The organism is Allomuricauda sp. TY007, from assembly GCF_010468565.1.
In the GTDB taxonomy this organism is placed as follows: domain Bacteria; phylum Bacteroidota; class Bacteroidia; order Flavobacteriales; family Flavobacteriaceae; genus Flagellimonas.
This window is the reverse complement of the sequence record NZ_WUEG01000005.1, coordinates 144,959-165,953: the sequence shown is the minus strand read 5'-3', so window position 1 is coordinate 165,953 and position 20,995 is coordinate 144,959. Positions and strand designations below refer to the sequence as shown.

The window sequence follows — 20,995 nt, the reverse complement described above, 5'->3', positions numbered from 1 at the left end:
TTATTATTGTATAGTACTAAACCCGCACATATGTCCAAGGTAGTTGCCCATAGTTTTTTTACGGATTTTGATATCGACCTTTTTAAAGGGGGAAAGCATTTTCGGCTTTATAATAAACTGGGTTCGCACCTAACGGAGGTCGATGGCGTCAAAGGTACGTACTTTGCCGTCTGGGCACCTTCTGCCAAATCGGTAAGTGTTGTTGGCGATTTTAATTATTGGAACGCCGACGAACATAAATTAAATGTGCGGTGGGACAGTAGTGGTATCTGGGAAGGTTTTATACCCGGTGTGGACAAAGGCACCAAATACAAATACAAGATACACTCCAACAACAACGATATTTGGACAGAGAAAGCCGACCCCTTTGCGCGTTTTTGTGAACAACCACCACAAACGGCTTCGCTGGTTTGGGACGATGCCCATCAATGGAAAGATGGGGACTGGATGGAAACCCGTGAGAAAAGGAACGGCTTGGACAGGCCCTATTCCGTCTACGAAGTACATTTGGGTTCCTGGAAGAAAAAGAACGGCTGGGAATCCCTCAGCTATCTGGAGATGGCGGAGCAATTGGCCGATTATGTAGAAGAAATGGGCTTTACCCATGTGGAGTTGATGCCCGTGATGGAATATCCCTACGATCCTTCGTGGGGGTATCAAATAACAGGGTATTTTGCGCCTACTTCGCGTTTTGGCAAACCAGAGGATTTTAAGGTTCTGGTAGATGCCTTGCACCAACGCGGTATCGGTGTTATTTTGGATTGGGTGCCGTCGCACTTTCCCGAAGATGCACATGGACTTGGCTATTTTGATGGGTCACATCTATATGAACATCCGGATAGAAGAAGAGGGTATCACCCAGACTGGAAAAGCCTTATTTTTAACTACGGAAGAAACGAAGTAAGGGCGTTTTTGATCAGCAATGCCATTTTTTGGCTCGATCAATATCATGTAGATGGATTACGGGTCGATGCCGTGGCTTCCATGCTCTACTTGGATTATTCCCGTGAAGATGGTGAATGGGAACCCAACATGTATGGCAATAACGAGAATTTGGAAGCCATGTCCTTTTTGCGGGAGATGAACCAAGAGGTATATGCAAGTTTTAAAGGGGTACAGACCATAGCAGAGGAATCAACAGCGTTTACCGGGGTAACCAAACCAGTCCATTTTGGCGGATTGGGTTTTGGTATGAAATGGATGATGGGTTGGATGCACGATACCTTGGAGTTCTTTAAAAAAGACCCTATACATCGCTCATACGATTTAAATGCCATTAGTTTTAGCCTTACCTACGCCTTTACAGAGAATTTTATGCTTCCTTTTTCTCATGATGAGGTGGTGTACGGCAAACAATCCTTGTTGTACCGAATGCCAGGGGACGAATGGCAGCGCTTTGCCAATCTGAGATTGCTCTTTGGGTATATGTTCACCCATCCAGGAGGAAATCTCCTGTTTATGGGGGGGGAGTTTGGCCAATCTTCGGAGTGGAACTATCAGGAAGGGCTACCGTGGCACCTGACGCAATATGATTTTCATTCTGGCATTCAGGAAGTAATCAAGGATTTGAACAAAATGTACAAGACCAGTCCGGCATTGTACCAAAAACAGTTCAAACCGGAAGGTTTCCAGTGGATCGAGTACAATGATCAGGAAAACACCGTTATTTCATACATAAGAAAAGGGGAGGACCCTAAAGATGATTTGATCGTTGTGTGCAACTTTACCCCTGTGCCACGCGAAAACTATAGGTTGGGCATTCCAAAGACTTCGACCTTAAAATTGCTCTTTAATAGCGACGATAAAAGATACTCGGGTAGCGGAGTGGGCAAAAAAACAGTAAAGCCTTCCAAAACCGAATGGAATGGGTATGGGCAATCTGTTGTATTGAACCTTCCACCCTTAGGTGTGATCGTCTATAAATAAAAAGACAACTAAAACGTTGTAGTTGATTGCTTTTCAAAACATATTTTTAATTATTCAGGCTTTTGTAGTTCTTTTGCTAGCCTCAACTGATTACAGATGATAACCAATACGGAAATTGAAAAAAGAGGGAATCAACTCCCCAATCACATAGTCGATTTTAAACAAGAAAACGACAAAATATATTTCACCACCCAAAACGGTGTCATTCTACAAGTCACCATTCTAAGGGACAGTGTGGTCCGCTTTAGGTATGGTACGGAATATGTTTTTGAACCCGACTTCTCCTATGCCATAAACGAAGATGTCAACCTAGGGTACAACGAACTTACCGTAGAGGAGGAAATACCGGAGTATGTGATAATTACCTCCAAGATCAAAATATATATCAACAAGGCCAATCTCAAGGTTCAGATTGTTGATATGGACGATGTGATCCTGACCGAGGACGAACTCGGTTTCCATTGGGAGGAAAACTTTGACTTTGGCGGGAACGTGGTAAAAATGAGCAAAGTGTGCCATTCCGGCGAAAGCTATTATGGAATGGGGGACAAGGCATCGCACACCAACCTAAAAGGAAAAAGGGTGAACAACTGGGTGACGGATTCCTACGCCTATGGAAAAGATCAGGAACCACTGTACAAGTCCATCCCTTTCTATATTGGGCTAAAGGAAAACATAGCTTACGGTATATTTTTCGACAATTCGTTCAGTACGTATTTTGATTTTGCTGCCGAAAAACGAAATGTCACCAGTTTTTGGGCCGATGGGGGCGAAATGAACTATTACTTTTTCTATGGTCCCAAAATGCAGGAGGTCGTGGAATCTTATACCGATCTAACCGGCGTCCCGGAACTTCCGCCACTTTGGGCCTTGGGTTTCCACCAATCCAAATGGAGTTATTACCCGGAGCAAAAGGTAAAGGATATAGCCTCGAAGTTTAGGAAGTTGAACATACCCTGCGATGCCATCTATCTGGATATTGATTATATGGAAGGGTTCAGGTGTTTCACCTGGAACAACCAATATTTCCCCAATCCCAAAAAAATGATCGAGGAAATGGAGGGTGATGGCTTTAAGGTCATCACCATGATAGATCCCGGAATCAAGATAGATCGTGAGTATTGGGTATATCAACAGGCCATGGACAATGGTTTCTTTTGTAGACGGGCGGATGGGCCCCATTTTAAAGGCAAAGTATGGCCAGGCGAATGTAAATTTCCAGACTTTACCAATCCCAAAGTTCGGGAGTGGTGGGCGGACCTTTACAAAGAAATGATTGCGGACATGGGTGTAAGCGGAGTTTGGAACGACATGAACGAGCCCGCTGTAATGGAAGTGCCCACAAAAACCGCCAATTTGGATGTGAGGCACGATTATGATGGTCACCCTTGTAGCCATAGAAAAGCACATAATGTATATGGAATGCAAATGGTGCGCGCAACTTACGAAGGTGTCAAAAAGTATATGTTCCCTCGAAGACCTTTTGTACTTACCAGAGCAGCCTATGCCGGTACACAGCGCTATTGTGCCACTTGGACAGGCGATAATGTCGCCACATGGGAACACCTATGGATTGCCAACGTACAGATGCAACGTTTGTGCATGAGCGGATACTCCTTTGCAGGTTCCGATATTGGTGGATTCGCCGAACAGCCCAATGGCGAATTGTTTGCCCGTTGGATGCAGTTGGCCGTTTTCCATCCATTTTGTAGGGTGCACTCAAGTGGTGACCACGGAGATCAAGAACCTTGGTCGTTCGGTGATGAAATCACGAACATAGTAAGAGCGTTTATCGAGCTGAGGTACCAACTAATGCCTTACCTATACACCATGTTCTATAATTACGTCAAAGAAGGTTCCCCGATGCTTCAATCCTTGGTTTTTTACGATCAGGAAGACCACCAGACCCATTTCCGTACCGATGAGTTCATATTTGGAAAACAAATGTTGGTATGTCCGGTGCAAGAGCCCAATGCACAAGGTAGGAGAATGTATTTTCCAAAAGGGAAATGGTACAACTATTGGACCGACGAATTAATAGAAGGCGGTGTTGAACGTTGGGTGTCCGCAGAAATCCACCGCATTCCATTGTTCATTAAAGAAGGCGCCATGATTCCTAAATACCCGGTACAGCAACATGTTGGGGAAAAGGAGATCGAGAAGTTGGGTATTGATGTGTATTATAAAGAAGGTACCGAAAACTCCGTAGTATACGAAGATCAACAAGAGGGTTACGATTACAAAAAAGGAAGGTATAGCCTAAGACGGTTTAAATTGACGGGCAAGGAAAACGAATTGATCATTCAGCAGTTTAAGGATGGCAATTTCATTACACCTTACAACAAATTTAAAATGACCTTCCACGGACTCCCCTTTACCATTGAAACCGTGGAGCTTGACAATGAAGAAGTCGATTTGAACGATATTAAGTTGAACGGCAATAACTCGATAGAAGTTGGTAAGGATTTCACGGAGCTTCACATCTTCGGAAAATAAAATTTTGTAATTTTCATAATACAAAACAATTTTACCTATGAAAAAGCTTAGTCTTACCTTTTTGGTGTTTTTGGCAGTGATGGCTTGCAAGACCAATCCATTTACTGGAAAGAGCACACTTAATTTTTATGACAATAGCCAAATGTTTCCCATGGCTTTCTCCCAATATGATCAGTTTTTGGAAGAAAACAAAGTGGTCAAAGGAACATCCGAAGCCCAAATGATCACAAGGGTAGGGCAGCGGATTGCTTCAGCTGCGGAACGTTGGTTGGACGCCAACGGATATCCAGGGTATTTAAAGGACTATCAATGGGAATATAATTTGGTGGAGGACGAAACGGTAAATGCGTGGTGTATGCCGGGGGGGAAGATTGTGTTTTATACAGGAATTTTGCCCATAGCCCAGAACGAGACAGGTATCGCGGTTGTAATGGGACACGAGGTAGCGCATGCACTGGCTGATCATGGTGCCCAGCGTATGAGTGCAAGTACTATACAACAGATTGGTGCGGTGGCCGGAAATGTGGCCATAAAGGATGACCAGACCAGAGGATTGTTCAATCAAGCCTATGGTGTGGGCTCCCAAATTGGGGTAATGCTTCCCTTTAGCAGAAACCACGAAACCGAGGCCGATAAAATAGGATTACAGATTATGGCAATTGCCGGATACAATCCGGATGAGGCCGCCAAACTTTGGCAGCGCATGAAAGCGGAATCGGGAGGACAGGCACCACCGGAGTTTTTGAGCACGCACCCGTCCAACGATACCAGAATCAATAATTTGACCCAATGGGCCCCTGCTGCAAAACAAGAAGCACGTAAATTTGGGGTAACATCGTTCAAATAGATGTAAAGAATAATTTGTGAATGTCACTTCGAACCAAACGGAAAATCCAGCAATACCATAAAGGGTTTTTCAAAAAGATTCGAAGTGACATTTTTTTGTGATAAAAGTTATGGTACAAACATTGGCATTAAAGGGGAGTAAGAAATTGTTGAACGCTTGGGCATTTTACGACTGGGCCAATTCGGTGTACAGTTTGGTTATATCCTCGGCCATTTTCCCCCTTTTTTATGGGCTATTGTTTAGGACAGCAGGCATAGAGCAGGTCACTATTTTTGGTGGTGAAATCGCTAGGGCACCATTGATCAGTTATGTAACCTCCCTGGCTTTTGTTTTTATAGCCATTGTAACCCCTCTCGTCTCGGGCGTGGCGGACTATTTGGGAAACAAAAAAGTATTCCTCAAGTTTTTCTGCTATTTGGGGGCTGCATCCTGTATTGGGTTGTATTGGTTCTCTTTGGAGCATATTTATTTTGGACTGGCCTGTTACTTTTTTGGGCTTGTCGGGTTTTGGGTCAGTTTTGCCATCAACAATTCCTATTTGCCTGACATCGCTTTTCCGGAGCAACAGGATAGCATAAGTGCCAAAGGTTTTTCGCTTGGGTATATAGGTAGTGTGATTCTGTTGGTATTCAATCTTTTTATGGTCATGGAGCCCGATTTCTTTGGAATTACCGATAGTGGCGGGGAGCTTGCAGAGATCAAGGCCATGAAGTATTCCTTTATCTCCGTTGGAATTTGGTGGATACTATTTAGCCAGTACACTTTTGCACACCTACCCAAAGGGTACAAACGAGAAGGAGAACGCCATCACATCATCCTGAATGGTTTTAAAGAGTTAAAGCAGGTCTGGCACCAACTTGGACATAATAGGAAGTTGAAACGCTACCTAGGTGCATTTTTTACCTATAGTATGGCGGTACAGACCATTATGTTGATCGCCACCTATTTTGGAGAAGAAGAAATTGTATGGGGTTCGGACGATGAACGTACCATGGGATTGATTGTAAGTATTTTGCTGATTCAGCTTGTAGCTATTTTAGGGGCAACGGTAACCGCAAGGGCCTCCAAGGTTTTTGGAAATATCCGGACACTTATCGTAATCAATGTAATTTGGACATTGCTTTGCGTGTATGCCTATTTCCTACAGACCCCCATGGACTTTTACATTGCCGCTGGATTGGTAGGGATAGTCATGGGAGGCATTCAAGCCCTGTCCCGTTCTACTTATTCCAAATTTTTGCCCGAGACTACCGATACTACATCGTTTTTCAGTTTTTATGATGTTGCGGAAAAAATAGGCATTATCATTGGAACACTTATGTACGGAATGGTGGCTCAACTTACGGGGAGCATGCGTAACAGCACTATATTCTTGGCTATATTCTTTTTAATCGGTATCTTTTTGCTGACTCGCGTCAATAAAAGGAACTAGACATGAAAAACATACTATTGATTACCCTCTCAATATTGTTGACAGGAAAAGGACTCCATGCCCAAAAAAGTCTCCAGGAACGACTTGGATTCCCTGCGGACACCAAACTTTTGATCATTCATGCCGATGATCTTGGAGTGACCCATACCGTGAACAAAGCTACATTCAATGCCTTGGAAGAAGGCTCCGTGAACAGTGCCAGTATTATGGTGCCCACACCATGGTTCCCCGAAGTGGCCCAATATGCAAAAGCAAACCCAGATCATGATCTGGGCATACACTTGACCTTGACCAGCGAATGGAAACTGTTACGATACGGGCCTGTGGCATCCCGCTCCAAAGTACCAAGTTTAGTGGACGCCAATGGATACTTTTATAGTGATTGTAATGAACTTTGGGAAAATGCCAAGATAGAGGAGGTTGAAATTGAACTACGGGCACAGATTGATAAGGCGATTGCTATGGGAATCAATCCAACTCATCTGGACAGTCACATGGGGTGTTTGTTCGCAACAGACCCTCGATATTATAAATTGTATACAAAATTGGGTAGGGAATATGGTATTCCGACCATGGTCAACCATCAAATAAAACAATTGGGAGGAGAAGGTGCTCCCGAACCCATGGCGGTGATCAATCAAATTTTTGGGGCTGCACCCCAAGACTTTGATAATGATACCATGTCAACATATTATGCCGATACGCTTAAGGCCTTGGAGCCTGGAGTTCATGTAATGATCATACATTGCGCTTATGATGACCTGGAGAGTCAAGGTATGTCTTTTGAACATCCGTACTGGGGGGCCAAATGGCGCCAAAACGATTATGATTTTTTTACCAGTGAGGAATGCGCTAAGATTTTGGAGGAAGAAAACATAAAGTTGATCACTTGGAAAGAAATAGGGGAGTCAATGCGAGAATAGGTGCAAAACAAGTTGCATAAAAAGGAGCTGTTTTAAAAGTATTGAAATGCGTCATTCTGAATTTATTTCAGAATCTCATCATCATAATAAACAAATTGTTATGAGAACCTGAACCAAGTTCAGGTTGACGAAAATCGACATTTTAGACAGCCCCTTTTCATTTTTTGATTGATGATAAACTCGGTGTTATCCTTTGGTAATATCTCCGGAACCTGAAGACTTGGAGTTTATTTTTTTAGGATTGCCCCGGTAATGGATATCACCCGAACCGGACACTCTGGCATCAATGGATTGGTTGGCGGTAACCTTGATATCCGCAGAACCAGAGACAGTTGCCTTTACAAAGTCAGCTTCAAGGTCATACGCTTTTACGTCGCCAGAACCAGAAACGGTAACCGTAAAGTCGGTAGCTCTACCGGATAGGTTGATGTCGCCGGAACCGGATAACGAGGCATCCAATTCATCGGCCTCGATGGTTAATGTTACATCACCCGAACCTGACATGGCAGTACTGAAACGGTCAGCCCTGATGGTTGTTTTCCCAACAAGGTCACCAGAACCGGAAAGACTTGCCCCATTGATGGATTCAACGGGCACGGTCACATAGATACCATTGTTCCAGTTGGAAGGCCTAAGGTTCATGCCTTTTTCAACCTTGATGACCAGTTTGCCGTTTTTTACCTCCGTTTTAATGTGCTCGAGCAAATTGGACTCCCCTTTTAAGGTAATTTCACCCTCGGTGCCAGATACCAGTTCTACATCGAACCATCCAGCCATTGCAACCTCGTCATAGTCGCCCACGGAACGTTCAATGGTAACAACGTCGCCGTTGCCCTTTACTTTTCTTCCCCATTGTGCGCAAGAAATTGTAATCATTCCCAATGCAAGCGTAAGTGTGATAAGTTTTCTCATGATTTTGTGTTTAAAATTGTTTTTTGATTGCTATTAATTCTGATAAAATGAAATTCCACCGTAGTCACTGGTAATACTTATCCTGTTTCCGGAATTTGCTTTTCCGTAGTAACCACTATAATATTTCTGGGTAGATTTTTCCTTGCTGATGTTGATTTCAAAATCCTCCTTGCCACTTACTCCGGCATATTCGGTGGAAATCTCAAAGTCAAAATGATAATCGGGATCATAACCAATTTTGATTCCCGTGTAATCTGAACGGATATCCACGTTTCCGGCATCGGCCGCCATGCGGTCAATTTTGATGGATCCATAGTCGCTGGTAATCGCCACATTTCCGTGCACATTGCCCAGTTTTACGCCGATGTAGTCACCATTGCCATCCACATTTTTAACGTTTCTTATGTCGATGGAACCATAATCGCTGGCATACTGTAAATTGTCCATTTCTTCCACGACCGCATTGGTATAGTCCGCTTTAATATTCAGATTGCCCGCCTTTTCAATGGTAAACCCAGAATAATCCGCAATAATTTCGGCACTGTTGATGTAATCGAAGGTCGACCTGGAAGTATAATCGAACCGAAGCTCGTTATTGCGCCCCCGTAATTCACCGATTTCCAGTTTCCCGTAATCGCAACTGATCTTGGCATGGCCATCGATTCGGTCCAAAATAATGCTTCCATAATCGTTGCTGAGGTTAACACTGTTCTTTACGGGCAGTTTTATGGTATAGTTGACCTGTACGCTTACTTTTTTGCGCCCTCCCCAGCTCCAGCCCCAACTATTGCTCCTGTCCCCAAATCGGGTAGTGGCGGAAACCATGTCAGAGCTGTTTTCAAACTCCACATTGATTTCATCCAATCGCTCCTGCACACGGTCTTCGTCGTTGCCATTGGTTTTGATGTGCACCTCGATTTCCACGCGGTTTTCGTTCCAAGAGGTAAGAGTTACGTTGCCGTAACTGTTCTTTACCTTAAAGAGGGCATCTGGATTAACGTTGTATTCCTTTCTTATGGTTTTTTCCTTGGTGTACCTGCCGTTTAGCTTATCGTTGTCCACATGGGCCATCGCTACAAGGGGAATCAAAGCCAAGGCGAAAAAGAGGGATTTAAATGGTAAAACTTTCATCATGTTGTGATTTTAGATTCTTAATATTTTCTATTTGGCTCAAAACTTCTTTTAAAAGGTCGATTCGTGTTTGGAAATTGGTAATCATCGCACTCAGGATGATTTTGCTGTCCCCACCATTGACCAAATCTTGCTCCAGGGTTTGGTAGTCCTTGTCCAGTTTGGCCAATTGTGCCAAAGTGTCGTCTACCAATTGTGCCGTTTCCGGTGTTTTTTCTTCTTTGAGTTCTTCCACTTGTACTTCGATTAAATTGGCAAAGTAGAACTCCGTCTGGGAAACTTCAGGAGCAATTTTGGTGACCTGTTGCTTTATGCTGGGCTGTGGCCCAAAGGCTTGGTACCCCAACATGGCAACTAGGACTATAGATGCGGCAATGGACAACGGTTTCCACCACGAGCGTTTTTTCTTACCCAAGGCAATGGTGCCCTGTTGCTGGTTCAATTTTTCCAAAAACCGCTCTTGGTGCCCGTTTTCCGGCTCCTCCACATCGAATGCTCCGTGGAGTCGCTCGAACAGATGGTCTAAATTATCTTTCTCCATAACTAAACATTTACGGTCAATTTTTTTCTAAGACTTTCTTTGGCCCTCGAAATGGTGGTCCTACAATTAGCATAGCTAATGTTCATTATTTCACTTATTTCTTCATAATCGTACCCTTCTATTAAATGTAAGGTCAAAGAAACTCTGTAATTGTCTTTCAAACTTTTCATGGTTTCCATCACTTTTTGAGCCTTCAGTTCTGTATAACCATTCTGATTCGAAGCAACCTCATCGTTATCTTCGACCTTGTACATTACATCATCCAAATCAGTAGCACGTTTTTTCTGCTGCTTTTTGTAATGATAGATACTGTTATTGATCACAATCCGCTTTAACCATGCCCCAAAGGCGACGTCTCCTTTAAAGGTGTGCAGCTTGGTAAATGCACTCAGGAACGATTCCTGCATCACATCCTCGGCCTCGGCCGTATGCTTTACAATCCTCAAAGCGGTATTGTACATCGCTTTGTAATAGCGGTTGTAAACTTCTAGCTGTGCACTTTGTTTGCCCTGCTTGCACAATTCGAGCAGCGTGTCAATATGTTCATTTTGTCGGCTCAAAAAATGATTGGTTTGTCTTATAGATTATGGAATTCACCAATTGTTACACTTTATTTCGTATAATTTGATTTTTAATGGCACAAGAATTGCCAATTAATGGGTGATAATAAGCTTGTGAGTTATTATAAACATTGATTTTGAGATATTTATACAAGCTTTAATGTAGAATAAAAATATAGGTTGTTTGTAGATTATGACAAAATGACCGAAAAGTTGATATGGGAGAAATGAAAATTACCAATTTTGACAATATAGATTTACAAGGGCTGGACGAAGATGCCGAGTTGATTCCGTTGCTGACCCCAGAGGACGAAGAACAGATGAACAGGGAGAGCTTACCGGAAACTTTACCGGTATTACCGCTCAGAAATACGGTATTGTTCCCTGGCGTTGTTATCCCTATAACCGCAGGGAGGGATAAATCCATCAATTTGATCAAGGACGCCAACAATGGTTCCAAGGTTATCGGGGTGGTATCCCAAAAAGACGAAGGTGTTGAGAATCCGGGTCCAGAGGACATTAATACCGTAGGAACCGTGGCCCGTATCTTAAGGGTGCTTCAAATGCCCGATGGCAACACCACGGTAATCATCCAAGGGAAGAAGCGATTTAAGATAGATGCCGTCCTTACCGAAAAGCCCTATATCACGGCAAAGGTAAGCGAAGCTAAGGAAGAACGACCCGATGAGCGAAGCAGCGAGTTTGAAGCGATTATCGATTCCATCAAGGAACTGGCCTTTAAGATTATCAAGGACAATCCAAACATTCCCAGTGAGGCCACTTTTGCCATCAAAAACATTCAGAGCAATTCGTTTTTGATCAATTTTGTATCCTCCAACTTAAATCTTCCCGTAAAGGAAAAACAGCAACTTTTGGAGATGCCAAATCTTCAGGAAAGGGCTTTGGCCACGTTGAAGTACATGAATATGGAGCTTCAAAAATTGGAACTGCGCAACGATATCCAAAGCAAGGTTCGAAGTGATATGGACCAACAGCAACGCGAATATTTCCTTCACCAACAAATGAAGACCATTCAAGAGGAGCTTGGTGGTCTATCCTATGAGGAAGAGGTGGATGAAATGGCCGAAAAGGCCAAAAAGAAAAAGTGGGGCAAAAAAGTGCAGGAGCATTTCGAGAAGGAACTCTCCAAATTGCAGCGTATGAACCCGCAGGTGGCCGAATATTCCATCCAACGTAATTATTTGGACCTGTTGTTGGATTTACCATGGAACGAGTATTCCAAGGATAAGTTTGACCTGAAAAGGGCTCAAAAGATTTTGGATCGAGATCATTACGGTCTGGAGGATGTAAAGCGCCGAATTATCGAATATTTGGCGGTCTTGAAACTGCGTAACGATATGAAATCGCCCATTCTTTGTTTGTACGGACCTCCGGGGGTGGGTAAAACCTCTTTGGGTAAATCCGTGGCAGAGGCCTTGGGCAGGGAATATGTACGCATGTCCTTGGGTGGGCTTCGTGATGAGGCAGAAATCCGCGGACATCGAAAAACATATATCGGAGCCATGCCAGGTAGGATCATACAGAGTTTGAAGAAAGCAGGAACCTCCAATCCAGTATTTATTTTGGATGAGATAGATAAGCTGGCCAGTAGCCATCAGGGAGACCCATCTTCGGCCATGTTGGAGGTATTGGACCCTGAACAGAACAGCGAGTTCCATGATAATTTCCTGGAAATGGGCTACGATTTGTCCAAAGTCATGTTCATTGCCACAGCGAACAACCTGTCTACTATACAACCTGCTTTGCGCGACCGTATGGAAATCATAAACGTTACGGGCTACACCATCGAGGAAAAGGTGGAGATTGCCAAGCGTCATTTGTTGCCCAAACAGTTGGAGGAGCATGGACTTTCCAAAAAAGATTTGAAAATTGGCAAGCGTCAATTGGAGAAAATTGTGGAGGGCTATACCCGTGAATCCGGGGTGCGAAGCTTGGAAAAACAGATAGCCAAGGTGGTACGCTACGCTGCAAAATCCATAGCCATGGAAGAGGAGTACAATGTTACCTTGACCAACGAGAATATCGAGGAGATTTTGGGCCCTGCCCGATTGGAACGAGATAAGTACGAAAACAATGATGTGGCAGGTGTTGTTACAGGTTTGGCGTGGACCAGTGTGGGAGGCGATATTTTGTTCATCGAATCCATTCTTTCCAAAGGAAAGGGTGCCATGAACATTACAGGTAACCTTGGTAAAGTAATGAAGGAATCCGCCACCATTGCCATGGAATACATAAAATCCAACGCTGAAACTTATGGAGTTGACCCAGAGGTCTTCGATAAATACAATGTGCACATTCACGTGCCCGAAGGAGCTACACCAAAAGATGGCCCTAGTGCGGGTATCACCATGTTGACCTCGCTGGTATCCCTTTTTACACAACGCAAAGTGAAAAAGAGCTTGGCCATGACGGGAGAGATTACCCTTCGTGGCAAAGTATTGCCCGTAGGCGGAATCAAAGAAAAAATCTTAGCGGCAAAAAGGGCACGTATCAAGGAAATTATTCTTTGTGCGGACAATAAAAAGGATATCGAGGAAATCAAGGAAGAGTACCTCAAAGGGCTTACTTTCCATTATGTAACGGACATGAGCGAGGTAATCGACATTGCCATTACCAAACAAAAGGTAAAGAATGCAAAGACACTTTAAATGATAGATGTCATAACAGCTTAATACCTTTTCTGCCTATTTTTGGCGTATGGGAAAAATAACAATAGCAATAGATGGATATTCCTCCACAGGAAAAAGTACCATTGCCAAACGGTTGGCTTCTGCCTTAAATTATATTTATGTGGATACGGGTGCCATGTACCGAGCGGTGACACTTTTTGCTTTACAAGAGGGCATCATCAACGCTGAAGGGGAGTTGGATGAAGCTACTTTGATAGAAAAACTATCGGAAATACACCTCAAATTTGTGCCCAACGCAGCAACAGGGCGTTCCGAGATGTTCTTGAATGGTGAAAATGTGGAACGTGAGATTCGAACCATGCGCGTGTCAGGTTTTGTGAGTAAGGTGGCAGCCATTAAGGAAGTCCGTGAAAAGCTCGTCAAGATTCAACAAGAAATGGGCAAGGACAAAGGCATAGTAATGGATGGCCGTGATATCGGCACCGTAGTATTCCCCGATGCGGAGCTAAAATTGTTTATGACGGCCTCTCCTGAGACCCGTGCGGCTCGCCGCTACAAGGAATTGTTGGAGAAAGGGGAGGAAGTGACCTATGCGGCAGTACTTAAGAATGTGGAAGAACGCGACCTAATTGATTCCACCCGTACCATTTCCCCTTTGACCAAGGCCAAAGACGCCATTGAGTTTGACAATAGCGATATGGGCTTGGAGGAACAATTTGAGCGTATCTTTGATTATTCACAGCGGGTGATTGTGAAGTTGGGCTGATGTGTTTGTATTTTAGATTATTGGCAATACGCTGTACTGCCGTTTTTTAATAATCCTGAACCAAACTTCAGTTGGAATATGAAGCGTGGTGTTTGGTTTTCGAATCATTCCCAAAGTTCAACTTTCTTTTTTTGTTTAAAACTTCGCGGACCCTACTTTTAAACCCTACAACTTCTGCCAAGTCTTTCTGTTTCATCCCATTTGCGCCATTAGGAATTTGATGGCTTCAATTGGGTTACAGCTCTTCAAAACATTGGGGAGTAATGCTGTTGGAAATTGGGTTAGGCCGGAATATCAAGTTCATTCTGAAATGATTTTGCTTTGCGTGTATATTTTCTGAACATTGTTTAAGACCTTCAAAAGAGCATACGAAACATATAGGTTTGCCAATAGCCCAAGTAATGCCCTGTACTCCTTGTTTCCCATACCATTCTGGTCAAAAAAATGATTTCCCGTATACCTAACTGTATTGAGTATAAGTAGCCCTATTTTTCTTGATTTAGTCTGTTAGCTGCTGATCTAGGTCATGGTGGAATTTTGGGATTCAGCGTAATATTGATAAGGCAGGAACCAAATCTGCATTCAAGTTCAACAATCGTTTTTAAAGAGATTTATGTGATGAGAAAAATAGTTTTGCCCACCGATTTTTCTAAGAATGCCTGGAACGCCATACTTTATGCTCTTGAATTTTTTAAAAAGGAGTACTGTACGTTCTATTTGGTAAATGTCTATACGCCTGTCCTATATCGGATGGATAATTTACCCGGCCCTTCCATGCAAGGTGCCGATTGGAATCTGGACCGATCGCTGGATGGTTTGGAAAAAACATTGGCCCGTATCAAAGAGGAATATTTCAACTATAGGCACAACTTTGAACTTTTATCTGCCTTTAATACGCTTCCCGATGAGCTAAAGGATATCGGTCGTAAACATAAGGTCGATCTGATTGTTATGGGAACCCAGGGTGCTACAGGGGCGAAAGAGCTGTTTTTGGGCACGAATACCATGCATGTTATAGGAAAGGCAGAAGTACCTGTACTTGTTATACCCAAGGATTATGGCTTTCGAGAAATCAAACATGTCCTTTTTGCAACGGGCTATAGATCAAAACACAGTAAACGTGAGCTGGCACCATTAATGGACCTGATAGAACGTTTTGGTGTCGATCTTCATGTTTTGCATGCTTTGGAGCATGAACAACTTCTCGAGGAAGAGATCAAAAACAGGGAACATCTTAAAAAACTACTGGTAGAGATACCCCATGTTTCATTTGTCCAGAGCAACGGAATCAATGTGCCCAGTTTGATCTACGACTACGTTGAAGAGAATCATATCGGACTTGTGGTGATGATGAATACAAAGCATTCTTTTTTGGAACGTCTGTTGGTCAAACAAAAAATAGATGTGGTGGGATATCACTCAAAGGTACCTTTTTTGGTTATTCCCGAGCCTGCCCAATTATACACGAAAAGGTCATGAAACATATTCTCTTACTTACCGATTTTTCAGAAAATTCTTGGAATGCCCTCTTTATGGCCGTCAAACTCTTTGCTCCCTGGCGGTGTAAATTTTATATCCTGCATACCTTTGAGCCAAAGGATTGGCAAATAGGGGGCGATGACGCAGGCGACATGGAAGTAATTACCCCGGAACAACAGGAACCGATGGATAAATTGAATGGGATAACGGATTATCTGCGCAAAAACCACGGAAATCCCAATCATACGTTTTCTACCTTACTTATGGCGGGCGACTTAGTAGATACCGTGCGTGCATTGGTTCCCAAATACGATCTGGATCTTATTGTCTTGGGAACACATGGGAAAACGGGGGCCAAAACGGTCTTTGCGGGCAACAATGCGCGCAAGGTCTTGCGAAAGCAAATAAACTGCAATCTGCTCTTGGTTCCGGGCTCCTATAACTTTCAAAAGTTACGCCATGTGATTTACCACACTGATTTTACGCATTTCACCCCAAAATATATATTGATGCCCCTGTTTGAGCTATTGGAGCAATGGAAATCAAAGGTCCATATCGTTCATGTGGCTTTGGAGTTTAGTTTAACGGAGCAGCAAAACATCAATAAGAGCGTCCTAGAAAAACGTTTTAAAGGCTTGGAACTTTCATTTGACCAAGTCGATCTAACCAAATCGGTTGCGTGGGATATTCTTAAAAAAGCCAATGATTTGAAATCGGATATGATTGTCACCACAAAATACAACCATAGCATTTTTGAAGTTTTGTTACATGAGTCCGTTCTTAAAAAGCTGAGATCTCGTACAAAGGTTCCTATATGGGTAAATCCAGACTTTCAACCCTAAATAATGTAATATCAATATGTTAGAATCAAACACTATCATTGTCAGAACCTTGCATTTGATTAAATTCGGATTAGATGTACCATCCCTATTTGGCTTGGATTGAAGAAAAGGAAAGTCGTCAATCCACACAATTGCCTTTCCTCCTTTATTTGAGGGATGGAGTATGCTGAAACTGATACGGTTTCGGAATTGGAAGACATTGCCGAAGGAGGAGCCGCAATAGTGGTCTAGGCCAAGCCTCAATATGTGGATATGAAACCAATAGAGCGTGATGCAATTACTAGGGACACTTTTAAAATATTTGAGTTGGATACACTGGCCACTGTAATGGTATACGGGTATTTAAGGTGTGGCACCGTTGGATTTAAATAATGAATGTAAGGGCGGGACGCAGTTAAGAGCTGTTTCAAAAATAGGGACAAAGACAGTTGTTAAAGAGGATTAGACACAACATCAAGCCACTAAAGGGTCATAGATTTCACCAATAGACTGGATTTCCATCGTTAATTCCTAATTCTCATATCATCCAAACCTTCACTCAAGATCAGGCTATCTCCACATTACTTATTTCAACACATAATTTTTTGCTAACAATAATTTAATCCTGAGTACGTATTTGTTTTCTTGAAATTTGAGTAATTTTAAACATAATTTTATTATTTGTAAACTTTGATTAATAAAGGTACGGTCGCCAAGCGGCCAGGATTCTTATTTGTTCTGCATGCTTCACTGGCTGCTTTTGGCACTTATTTTTGCATGTATGCCTTTAGAAAACCATTTTCTGTGGCCACTTTTGATGGGCTGGCTTTTATGGGAGTGGATTACAAAATACTATTGGTCATCACTCAGGTTTTGGGGTATGCGCTTTCCAAATTTGTTGGAATAAAGGTCATCTCCGAACTTCAACCCAATCGAAGGTTGTTTTACCTAATTTCCCTTATTGTACTGGCCGAAATTTCCCTTTTGCTCTTTGCATGGGTGCCCGCACCCTACAATATTCCCTTTATGTTCCTTAACGGGTTTCCTTTGGGAATGATCTGGGGAATTGTTTTTTCTTATATAGAGGGAAGGCGTTTTACAGATATTTTAGGAGTAGTATTGTCCGCTAGCTTTATTGTGTCCAGCGGGGTAGTAAAATCAGTTGGACTCTTTGTGATGAATTCTTGGGGAGCGAGTGAATTTTGGATGCCATCGGTAACTGGAGCGCTTTTCTTTGTTCCACTTTTGATATGCTCCTATCTCTTACAGCGGGTGCCGCCACCCACCCCGGAAGATATTGTCAACAGAACAGAGCGGATTCCAATGACCGCTACGGATAGAAAAAACTTGGTCAAGAAGTTTCTTTTTCCACTGCTTTTGATTGTGTTGTTCTACACATTTTTGACGGCTTTCAGAGATTTCAGGGACAATTTCGCGAGGGAACTTTGGGACAGTATAGGGTATAAAGGGGATGTTTCTGTTTTTTCCACTTCGGAAATCATAATCGCCATAGTGGTGCTGTTGATCATAGGGGCCATTTTTTATATCAAGGACAACTTCAAAGCTTTGCTTACCTATCATATATTACTGATTCTTGGAACGGTGGTTTTGGCCGCGAGCACCCTTATGTTTCAAACGAGGATATTAGATCCCTTTGTCTGGATGGTATGTACCGGTTTTGGTCTGTACATTTGTTATGTGCCTTTCAACTGTCTCTTTTTTGACCGTTTTATAGCCACGTTCAAGGTAAAGGGAAATTCAGGTTTTCTTATTTATATAGCCGATGCTTTTGGGTATGTGGGCAGTGTTTTGGTATTGCTCTATAAAAACTTTGGACAGGGCAACCTGTCTTGGCTCAACTTTTTTGTTTACGGTACCTATGCGGTTGCCTGCATTGGCATTTGTAGCACGATAATTCTATTCATCCACTTTGCCTCTCGCCGCAAAGAGGAACAATTCAACAATCAACTGGATTATGGACAAAAGATTTGATGCCGTTATTATAGGTGGCGGTATTTTAGGGACCTTTCATGCCTATCATGCACTGGAATTGGGTTTAAAAGTATGTTTGGTGGAAAAAGATGCCTATCCCAAGGGAGCGACCACCCAAAATTTTGGACAAGTGGTTCCTTCGGGCATGAATACCAAATGGCAAAAATTTGGACGTGAAAGCCTTCGAATATATAAAGAGGTTCAATCGCAGTTCGATATCAGTATCCGTCAGAACGGAACGGTGTACTTGGCATCCAATGAAGAGGAGGAACAATTGTTGGTAGAGCTCAGGGCCATAAACAGCGGAAACGATTACACCTCCAAAATGCTGACTAAGCAAGAATGTTTGGAAAAATACCCTGGACTCCGAAAGAATTACGTGGTAGCGGGATTGTTTTTCCCACAAGAGGTTACCGTAGAACCCAGAACCATGATCCATAAGCTCCAAGAATATTTGGTGGCACAAAAAGGGCTGGACATCAAATTTGATTTTCCTGTTGTTTCCTGTGAATCCGATGGGGAATGGGTGACGGTCCAAAATACAAAAAGCGAAGTAGTTTATGGCAAAAAGGTGATTATATGCAACGGAGCGGATTTTAAAAACCTTTACCCGGAGACCTTTGCATCCAGCAATCTTGAAGTTTCCAAATTACAAATGATGCAGACCAAACCACAAGAAAACTACGAGCTGAAAGGTTCGATTCTTACAGGATGGTCCATTCGCCGGTACGAGGCATTTCACGAATGTCCTTCCTTTGCGAGGATCAAGGCCAATGAACCAAAGCAAAGCCTTCAAAAAAAATGGGGTGTACATATTCTTTTTAAACAAGCAGCCGATGGCTCGGTAATTTTAGGGGATTCCCACCAGTATGCCGATGCGGCCAAAATTGAAGATTTGGGGTATGACCTAGATGTGGATATTGACAATTTTATGATCGAGGAGGCCAAAAAAATAATCGACCTGCCCACCTATCAAATACAAAAAAGATGGTACGGGATGTACTCACAATGCAAGAACAGTGATATTTTTCAAAAAACCATTGATGACAATATTCATATTGTAACGGGAATCGGTGGAAAGGGAATGACAGGCAGTGCCGGATTCTCGAAAAAAAATATTGCTTCTATATTTAATAAGCAGAAAATCAATTTATGAAAAAAATAGAACTGGCCGTTTTTGATATGGCGGGCACCACGGTGAACGAGGACAATGTGGTGTATAAAACCGTTAGGGCTGCTCTGGCCAAATCTGGAGTAGCGGTTTCTTTGGATACCGTTCTCGAATTTGGGGCAGGTAAGGAAAAATTCAAGGCTATTGCCGATATCTTGAAAGAAACCAAAACAACCGGGGTAGAACCTAAGGCAGTTTTTGAAGATTTTAAAGGAATGTTGGAAGAGGCCTATGCCAATTTAGATGTAACTCCTTATGATGGTGTCGAGGAACTCTTTAAACTATTGAAGTCCAAGGATGTGAAGGTGGTTCTCAACACGGGGTACGATCAAAAAACGGCAAAATCGCTTTTAAACAAACTGGGCTGGGTGCCAGGAGAACAGATTGATGCCTTGATAACTGCAGATGATGTGGTCAAAGGAAGGCCATCTTCGGAAATGATAGACAAAGCCATGGCGATGTTCAAAATTACAGATTCGGAAAAAGTATTGAAGGCTGGTGACTCCGTAATTGATATTAAAGAGGGCAAAAACGCAAACTGTGGTTGGACTGTAGGGGTACTGACCGGAGCGCAGACCCGTGAACAATTGGCAACCGCTGAACCCTCCATGATCTTGGATTCCTTGTCCGATTTGGCCGAGCAGTTGTTTCCTTGATCAGATAAAGAAATACACCACCAACATTTTAGAGGGAATCTTTCCCCTATTAATTGGAACATGGGGGATTCTGCCGTCAAAAAATATAGAATCCCCCTCTTTTAAGAGTACTTCTTGGTCACCTATCTCGTAATAGCACTCTCCCGTTAGAATATATTTGAACTCAAAGGCATCGGTAACCACTTTCTCCCGTTCCGAGTTGGGTTCCACTTCCAAAAGCACACTTTCAAAACCAACGGAGTTCAATTGTTTGCCAAAAATGTAATTATAGGTAAACCCGACAGCTTCGTCTTCTTTTTCTATGATGGATTGCTCATCTTTACGGGTCACTAAAAAAACCTGGCCGTTTGCCCTGGGAATGCCATCAAAAAAATCCGTCATCTCCGTTTCCAAGGCCCCCACTATTTTCAAAAACACAGGCAAGGAAGGTATGGTTCGTCCATTTTCAATACGGGAAATAAGCCCGGCCGTTACTCCGGCACTGATGGCAATATCGTTTATGGTCCTTTTATTGTTCTTGCGAATTTGTTTGATTCTTTTTCCAATACCGATGAGGTAATCTTCCATTTGTATACGTGCTTATAATGTTTAGTATTTATAATATTATTCGGTCAATCAAGATTAGTAAAAAAATCGGTTAATCCACTACAACACTAGGATATATTGTAAAAACTGGTGCTCGCAGCGATTT

At 42.8% G+C, this 20,995-nt stretch carries 17 protein-coding genes and 1 pseudogene; 12 read left to right on the top strand and 6 right to left on the bottom strand.

Features of this window, described 5'->3' with window-relative positions; all coding sequences use genetic code 11:
* Positions 1-30: 30 nt before the first annotated feature.
* The 5 genes from glgB (at position 31) to GO009_RS07490 (ending at position 7,624) form a co-directional block, all read left to right on the top strand.
* On the top strand, positions 31-1,926 hold the full coding sequence (gene glgB / locus GO009_RS07510) for a 1,4-alpha-glucan branching protein GlgB (protein ID WP_163625586.1): 1,896 nt from the start codon (positions 31-33) through the stop codon (positions 1,924-1,926).
* Positions 1,927-2,022: 96 nt separating this feature from the next.
* A complete protein-coding gene (locus GO009_RS07505) occupies positions 2,023-4,422 on the top strand; it encodes a glycoside hydrolase family 31 protein (RefSeq protein WP_163625585.1) in 2,400 nt (799 codons plus the stop codon).
* 37 nt (positions 4,423-4,459) lie between these two features.
* The gene (locus tag GO009_RS07500) at positions 4,460-5,269 is read left to right on the top strand and encodes a M48 family metallopeptidase (protein WP_163625584.1); all 810 of its coding nucleotides are present in this window, start codon (positions 4,460-4,462) and stop codon (positions 5,267-5,269) included.
* 109 nt (positions 5,270-5,378) lie between these two features.
* A complete protein-coding gene (locus GO009_RS07495; protein ID WP_163625583.1) occupies positions 5,379-6,701 on the top strand; it encodes an MFS transporter in 1,323 nt (440 codons plus the stop codon).
* A gap of 2 nt (positions 6,702-6,703) precedes the next feature.
* The gene (locus GO009_RS07490) at positions 6,704-7,624 is read left to right on the top strand and encodes a polysaccharide deacetylase family protein (RefSeq protein WP_163625582.1); all 921 of its coding nucleotides are present in this window, start codon (positions 6,704-6,706) and stop codon (positions 7,622-7,624) included.
* Between the two features lie 186 nt (positions 7,625-7,810).
* Here GO009_RS07490 and GO009_RS07485 read toward each other — a convergent pair whose 3' ends face one another.
* Genes GO009_RS07485 through GO009_RS07470 form a run of 4 tightly spaced genes read right to left on the bottom strand, consistent with a single transcriptional unit; the run spans position 7,811 to position 10,768 of the window.
* On the bottom strand, positions 7,811-8,536 hold the full coding sequence (locus tag GO009_RS07485; RefSeq protein WP_163625581.1) for a head GIN domain-containing protein: 726 nt from the start codon (positions 8,534-8,536) through the stop codon (positions 7,811-7,813).
* A gap of 33 nt (positions 8,537-8,569) precedes the next feature.
* Complete coding sequence (locus tag GO009_RS07480) at positions 8,570-9,667, bottom strand: DUF4097 family beta strand repeat-containing protein (protein WP_163625657.1); 1,098 nt, start codon at positions 9,665-9,667, stop codon at positions 8,570-8,572.
* Positions 9,648-10,208: a hypothetical protein gene (locus GO009_RS07475; RefSeq protein WP_163625580.1), complete on the bottom strand. Its 561-nt coding sequence runs from the start codon at positions 10,206-10,208 to the stop codon at positions 9,648-9,650. Before GO009_RS07475 ends, GO009_RS07480 begins: the two co-directional genes overlap by 20 nt.
* Positions 10,209-10,210: 2 nt before the next feature.
* Positions 10,211-10,768 carry an RNA polymerase sigma factor gene (locus GO009_RS07470; protein WP_163625579.1) on the bottom strand — a complete coding sequence of 186 codons (558 nt, stop codon included), beginning with the start codon at positions 10,766-10,768 and terminating at the stop codon, positions 10,211-10,213.
* Between the two features lie 218 nt (positions 10,769-10,986).
* On the opposite strand from GO009_RS07470, the gene lon reads away from it, so the two are divergent.
* Positions 10,987-13,437: an endopeptidase La gene (lon, locus tag GO009_RS07465; RefSeq protein WP_163625578.1), complete on the top strand. Its 2,451-nt coding sequence runs from the start codon at positions 10,987-10,989 to the stop codon at positions 13,435-13,437.
* A 49-nt stretch (positions 13,438-13,486) separates the two neighbouring features.
* Positions 13,487-14,185, top strand: a complete 699-nt coding sequence (cmk, locus tag GO009_RS07460; RefSeq protein ID WP_163625577.1) for a (d)CMP kinase — start codon at positions 13,487-13,489, stop codon at positions 14,183-14,185.
* A 12-nt stretch (positions 14,186-14,197) separates the two neighbouring features.
* Here cmk and GO009_RS17625 read toward each other — a convergent pair.
* A pseudogene (locus GO009_RS17625) lies at positions 14,198-14,422 on the bottom strand (type II toxin-antitoxin system HigA family antitoxin); the annotation flags it as partial.
* A 381-nt stretch (positions 14,423-14,803) separates the two neighbouring features.
* On the opposite strand from GO009_RS17625, the gene GO009_RS07450 reads away from it, so the two are divergent.
* The 5 genes from GO009_RS07450 to GO009_RS07430 all read left to right on the top strand — a co-directional run bounded on the left by GO009_RS07450 (position 14,804) and on the right by GO009_RS07430 (position 20,304).
* Positions 14,804-15,664 (top strand): universal stress protein, encoded by an 861-nt coding sequence (locus tag GO009_RS07450; protein WP_163625576.1) that lies wholly within the window; start codon positions 14,804-14,806, stop codon positions 15,662-15,664.
* Positions 15,661-16,506: a universal stress protein gene (locus GO009_RS07445; protein WP_163625575.1), complete on the top strand. Its 846-nt coding sequence runs from the start codon at positions 15,661-15,663 to the stop codon at positions 16,504-16,506. Before GO009_RS07450 ends, GO009_RS07445 begins: the two co-directional genes overlap by 4 nt.
* Positions 16,507-17,262: 756 nt before the next feature.
* Positions 17,263-18,477 (top strand): DUF5690 family protein, encoded by a 1,215-nt coding sequence (locus GO009_RS07440; protein WP_239057416.1) that lies wholly within the window; start codon positions 17,263-17,265, stop codon positions 18,475-18,477.
* Positions 18,461-19,633, top strand: coding sequence for a TIGR03364 family FAD-dependent oxidoreductase (locus GO009_RS07435; RefSeq protein ID WP_163625574.1), 1,173 nt, complete (start codon positions 18,461-18,463; stop codon positions 19,631-19,633). The genes GO009_RS07440 and GO009_RS07435 overlap by 17 nt, the downstream gene beginning before the upstream one ends.
* Positions 19,630-20,304, top strand: a complete 675-nt coding sequence (locus GO009_RS07430) for a phosphonatase-like hydrolase (RefSeq protein ID WP_163625573.1) — start codon at positions 19,630-19,632, stop codon at positions 20,302-20,304. Before GO009_RS07435 ends, GO009_RS07430 begins: the two co-directional genes overlap by 4 nt.
* On the opposite strand, the gene GO009_RS07425 is transcribed toward GO009_RS07430, so the two are convergent.
* Positions 20,305-20,871, bottom strand: a complete 567-nt coding sequence (locus GO009_RS07425) for an XRE family transcriptional regulator (RefSeq protein WP_163625572.1) — start codon at positions 20,869-20,871, stop codon at positions 20,305-20,307.
* Positions 20,872-20,995: the final 124 nt, after the last annotated feature.

What these genes read in the sequence shown, in the direction of transcription:
- glgB (WP_163625586.1), top strand. Translation starts at nt 31, where the DNA reads ATGTCCAAGGTAGTTGCCCATAGTTTTTTTACGGATTTTGATATCGAC.
- GO009_RS07505 (WP_163625585.1), top strand. Translation starts at nt 2,023, where the DNA reads ATGATAACCAATACGGAAATTGAAAAAAGAGGGAATCAACTCCCCAAT.
- GO009_RS07500 (WP_163625584.1), top strand. Translation starts at nt 4,460, where the DNA reads ATGAAAAAGCTTAGTCTTACCTTTTTGGTGTTTTTGGCAGTGATGGCT.
- GO009_RS07495 (WP_163625583.1), top strand. Translation starts at nt 5,379, where the DNA reads ATGGTACAAACATTGGCATTAAAGGGGAGTAAGAAATTGTTGAACGCT.
- GO009_RS07490 (WP_163625582.1), top strand. Translation starts at nt 6,704, where the DNA reads ATGAAAAACATACTATTGATTACCCTCTCAATATTGTTGACAGGAAAA.
- GO009_RS07485 (WP_163625581.1), bottom strand. Translation starts at nt 8,536, where the DNA reads ATGAGAAAACTTATCACACTTACGCTTGCATTGGGAATGATTACAATT.
- GO009_RS07480 (WP_163625657.1), bottom strand. Translation starts at nt 9,667, where the DNA reads ATGAAAGTTTTACCATTTAAATCCCTCTTTTTCGCCTTGGCTTTGATT.
- GO009_RS07475 (WP_163625580.1), bottom strand. Translation starts at nt 10,208, where the DNA reads ATGGAGAAAGATAATTTAGACCATCTGTTCGAGCGACTCCACGGAGCA.
- lon (WP_163625578.1), top strand. Translation starts at nt 10,987, where the DNA reads ATGGGAGAAATGAAAATTACCAATTTTGACAATATAGATTTACAAGGG.
- cmk (WP_163625577.1), top strand. Translation starts at nt 13,487, where the DNA reads ATGGGAAAAATAACAATAGCAATAGATGGATATTCCTCCACAGGAAAA.
- GO009_RS07450 (WP_163625576.1), top strand. Translation starts at nt 14,804, where the DNA reads ATGAGAAAAATAGTTTTGCCCACCGATTTTTCTAAGAATGCCTGGAAC.
- GO009_RS07445 (WP_163625575.1), top strand. Translation starts at nt 15,661, where the DNA reads ATGAAACATATTCTCTTACTTACCGATTTTTCAGAAAATTCTTGGAAT.
- GO009_RS07440 (WP_239057416.1), top strand. Translation starts at nt 17,263, where the DNA reads ATGTATGCCTTTAGAAAACCATTTTCTGTGGCCACTTTTGATGGGCTG.
- GO009_RS07435 (WP_163625574.1), top strand. Translation starts at nt 18,461, where the DNA reads ATGGACAAAAGATTTGATGCCGTTATTATAGGTGGCGGTATTTTAGGG.
- GO009_RS07430 (WP_163625573.1), top strand. Translation starts at nt 19,630, where the DNA reads ATGAAAAAAATAGAACTGGCCGTTTTTGATATGGCGGGCACCACGGTG.
- GO009_RS07425 (WP_163625572.1), bottom strand. Translation starts at nt 20,871, where the DNA reads ATGGAAGATTACCTCATCGGTATTGGAAAAAGAATCAAACAAATTCGC.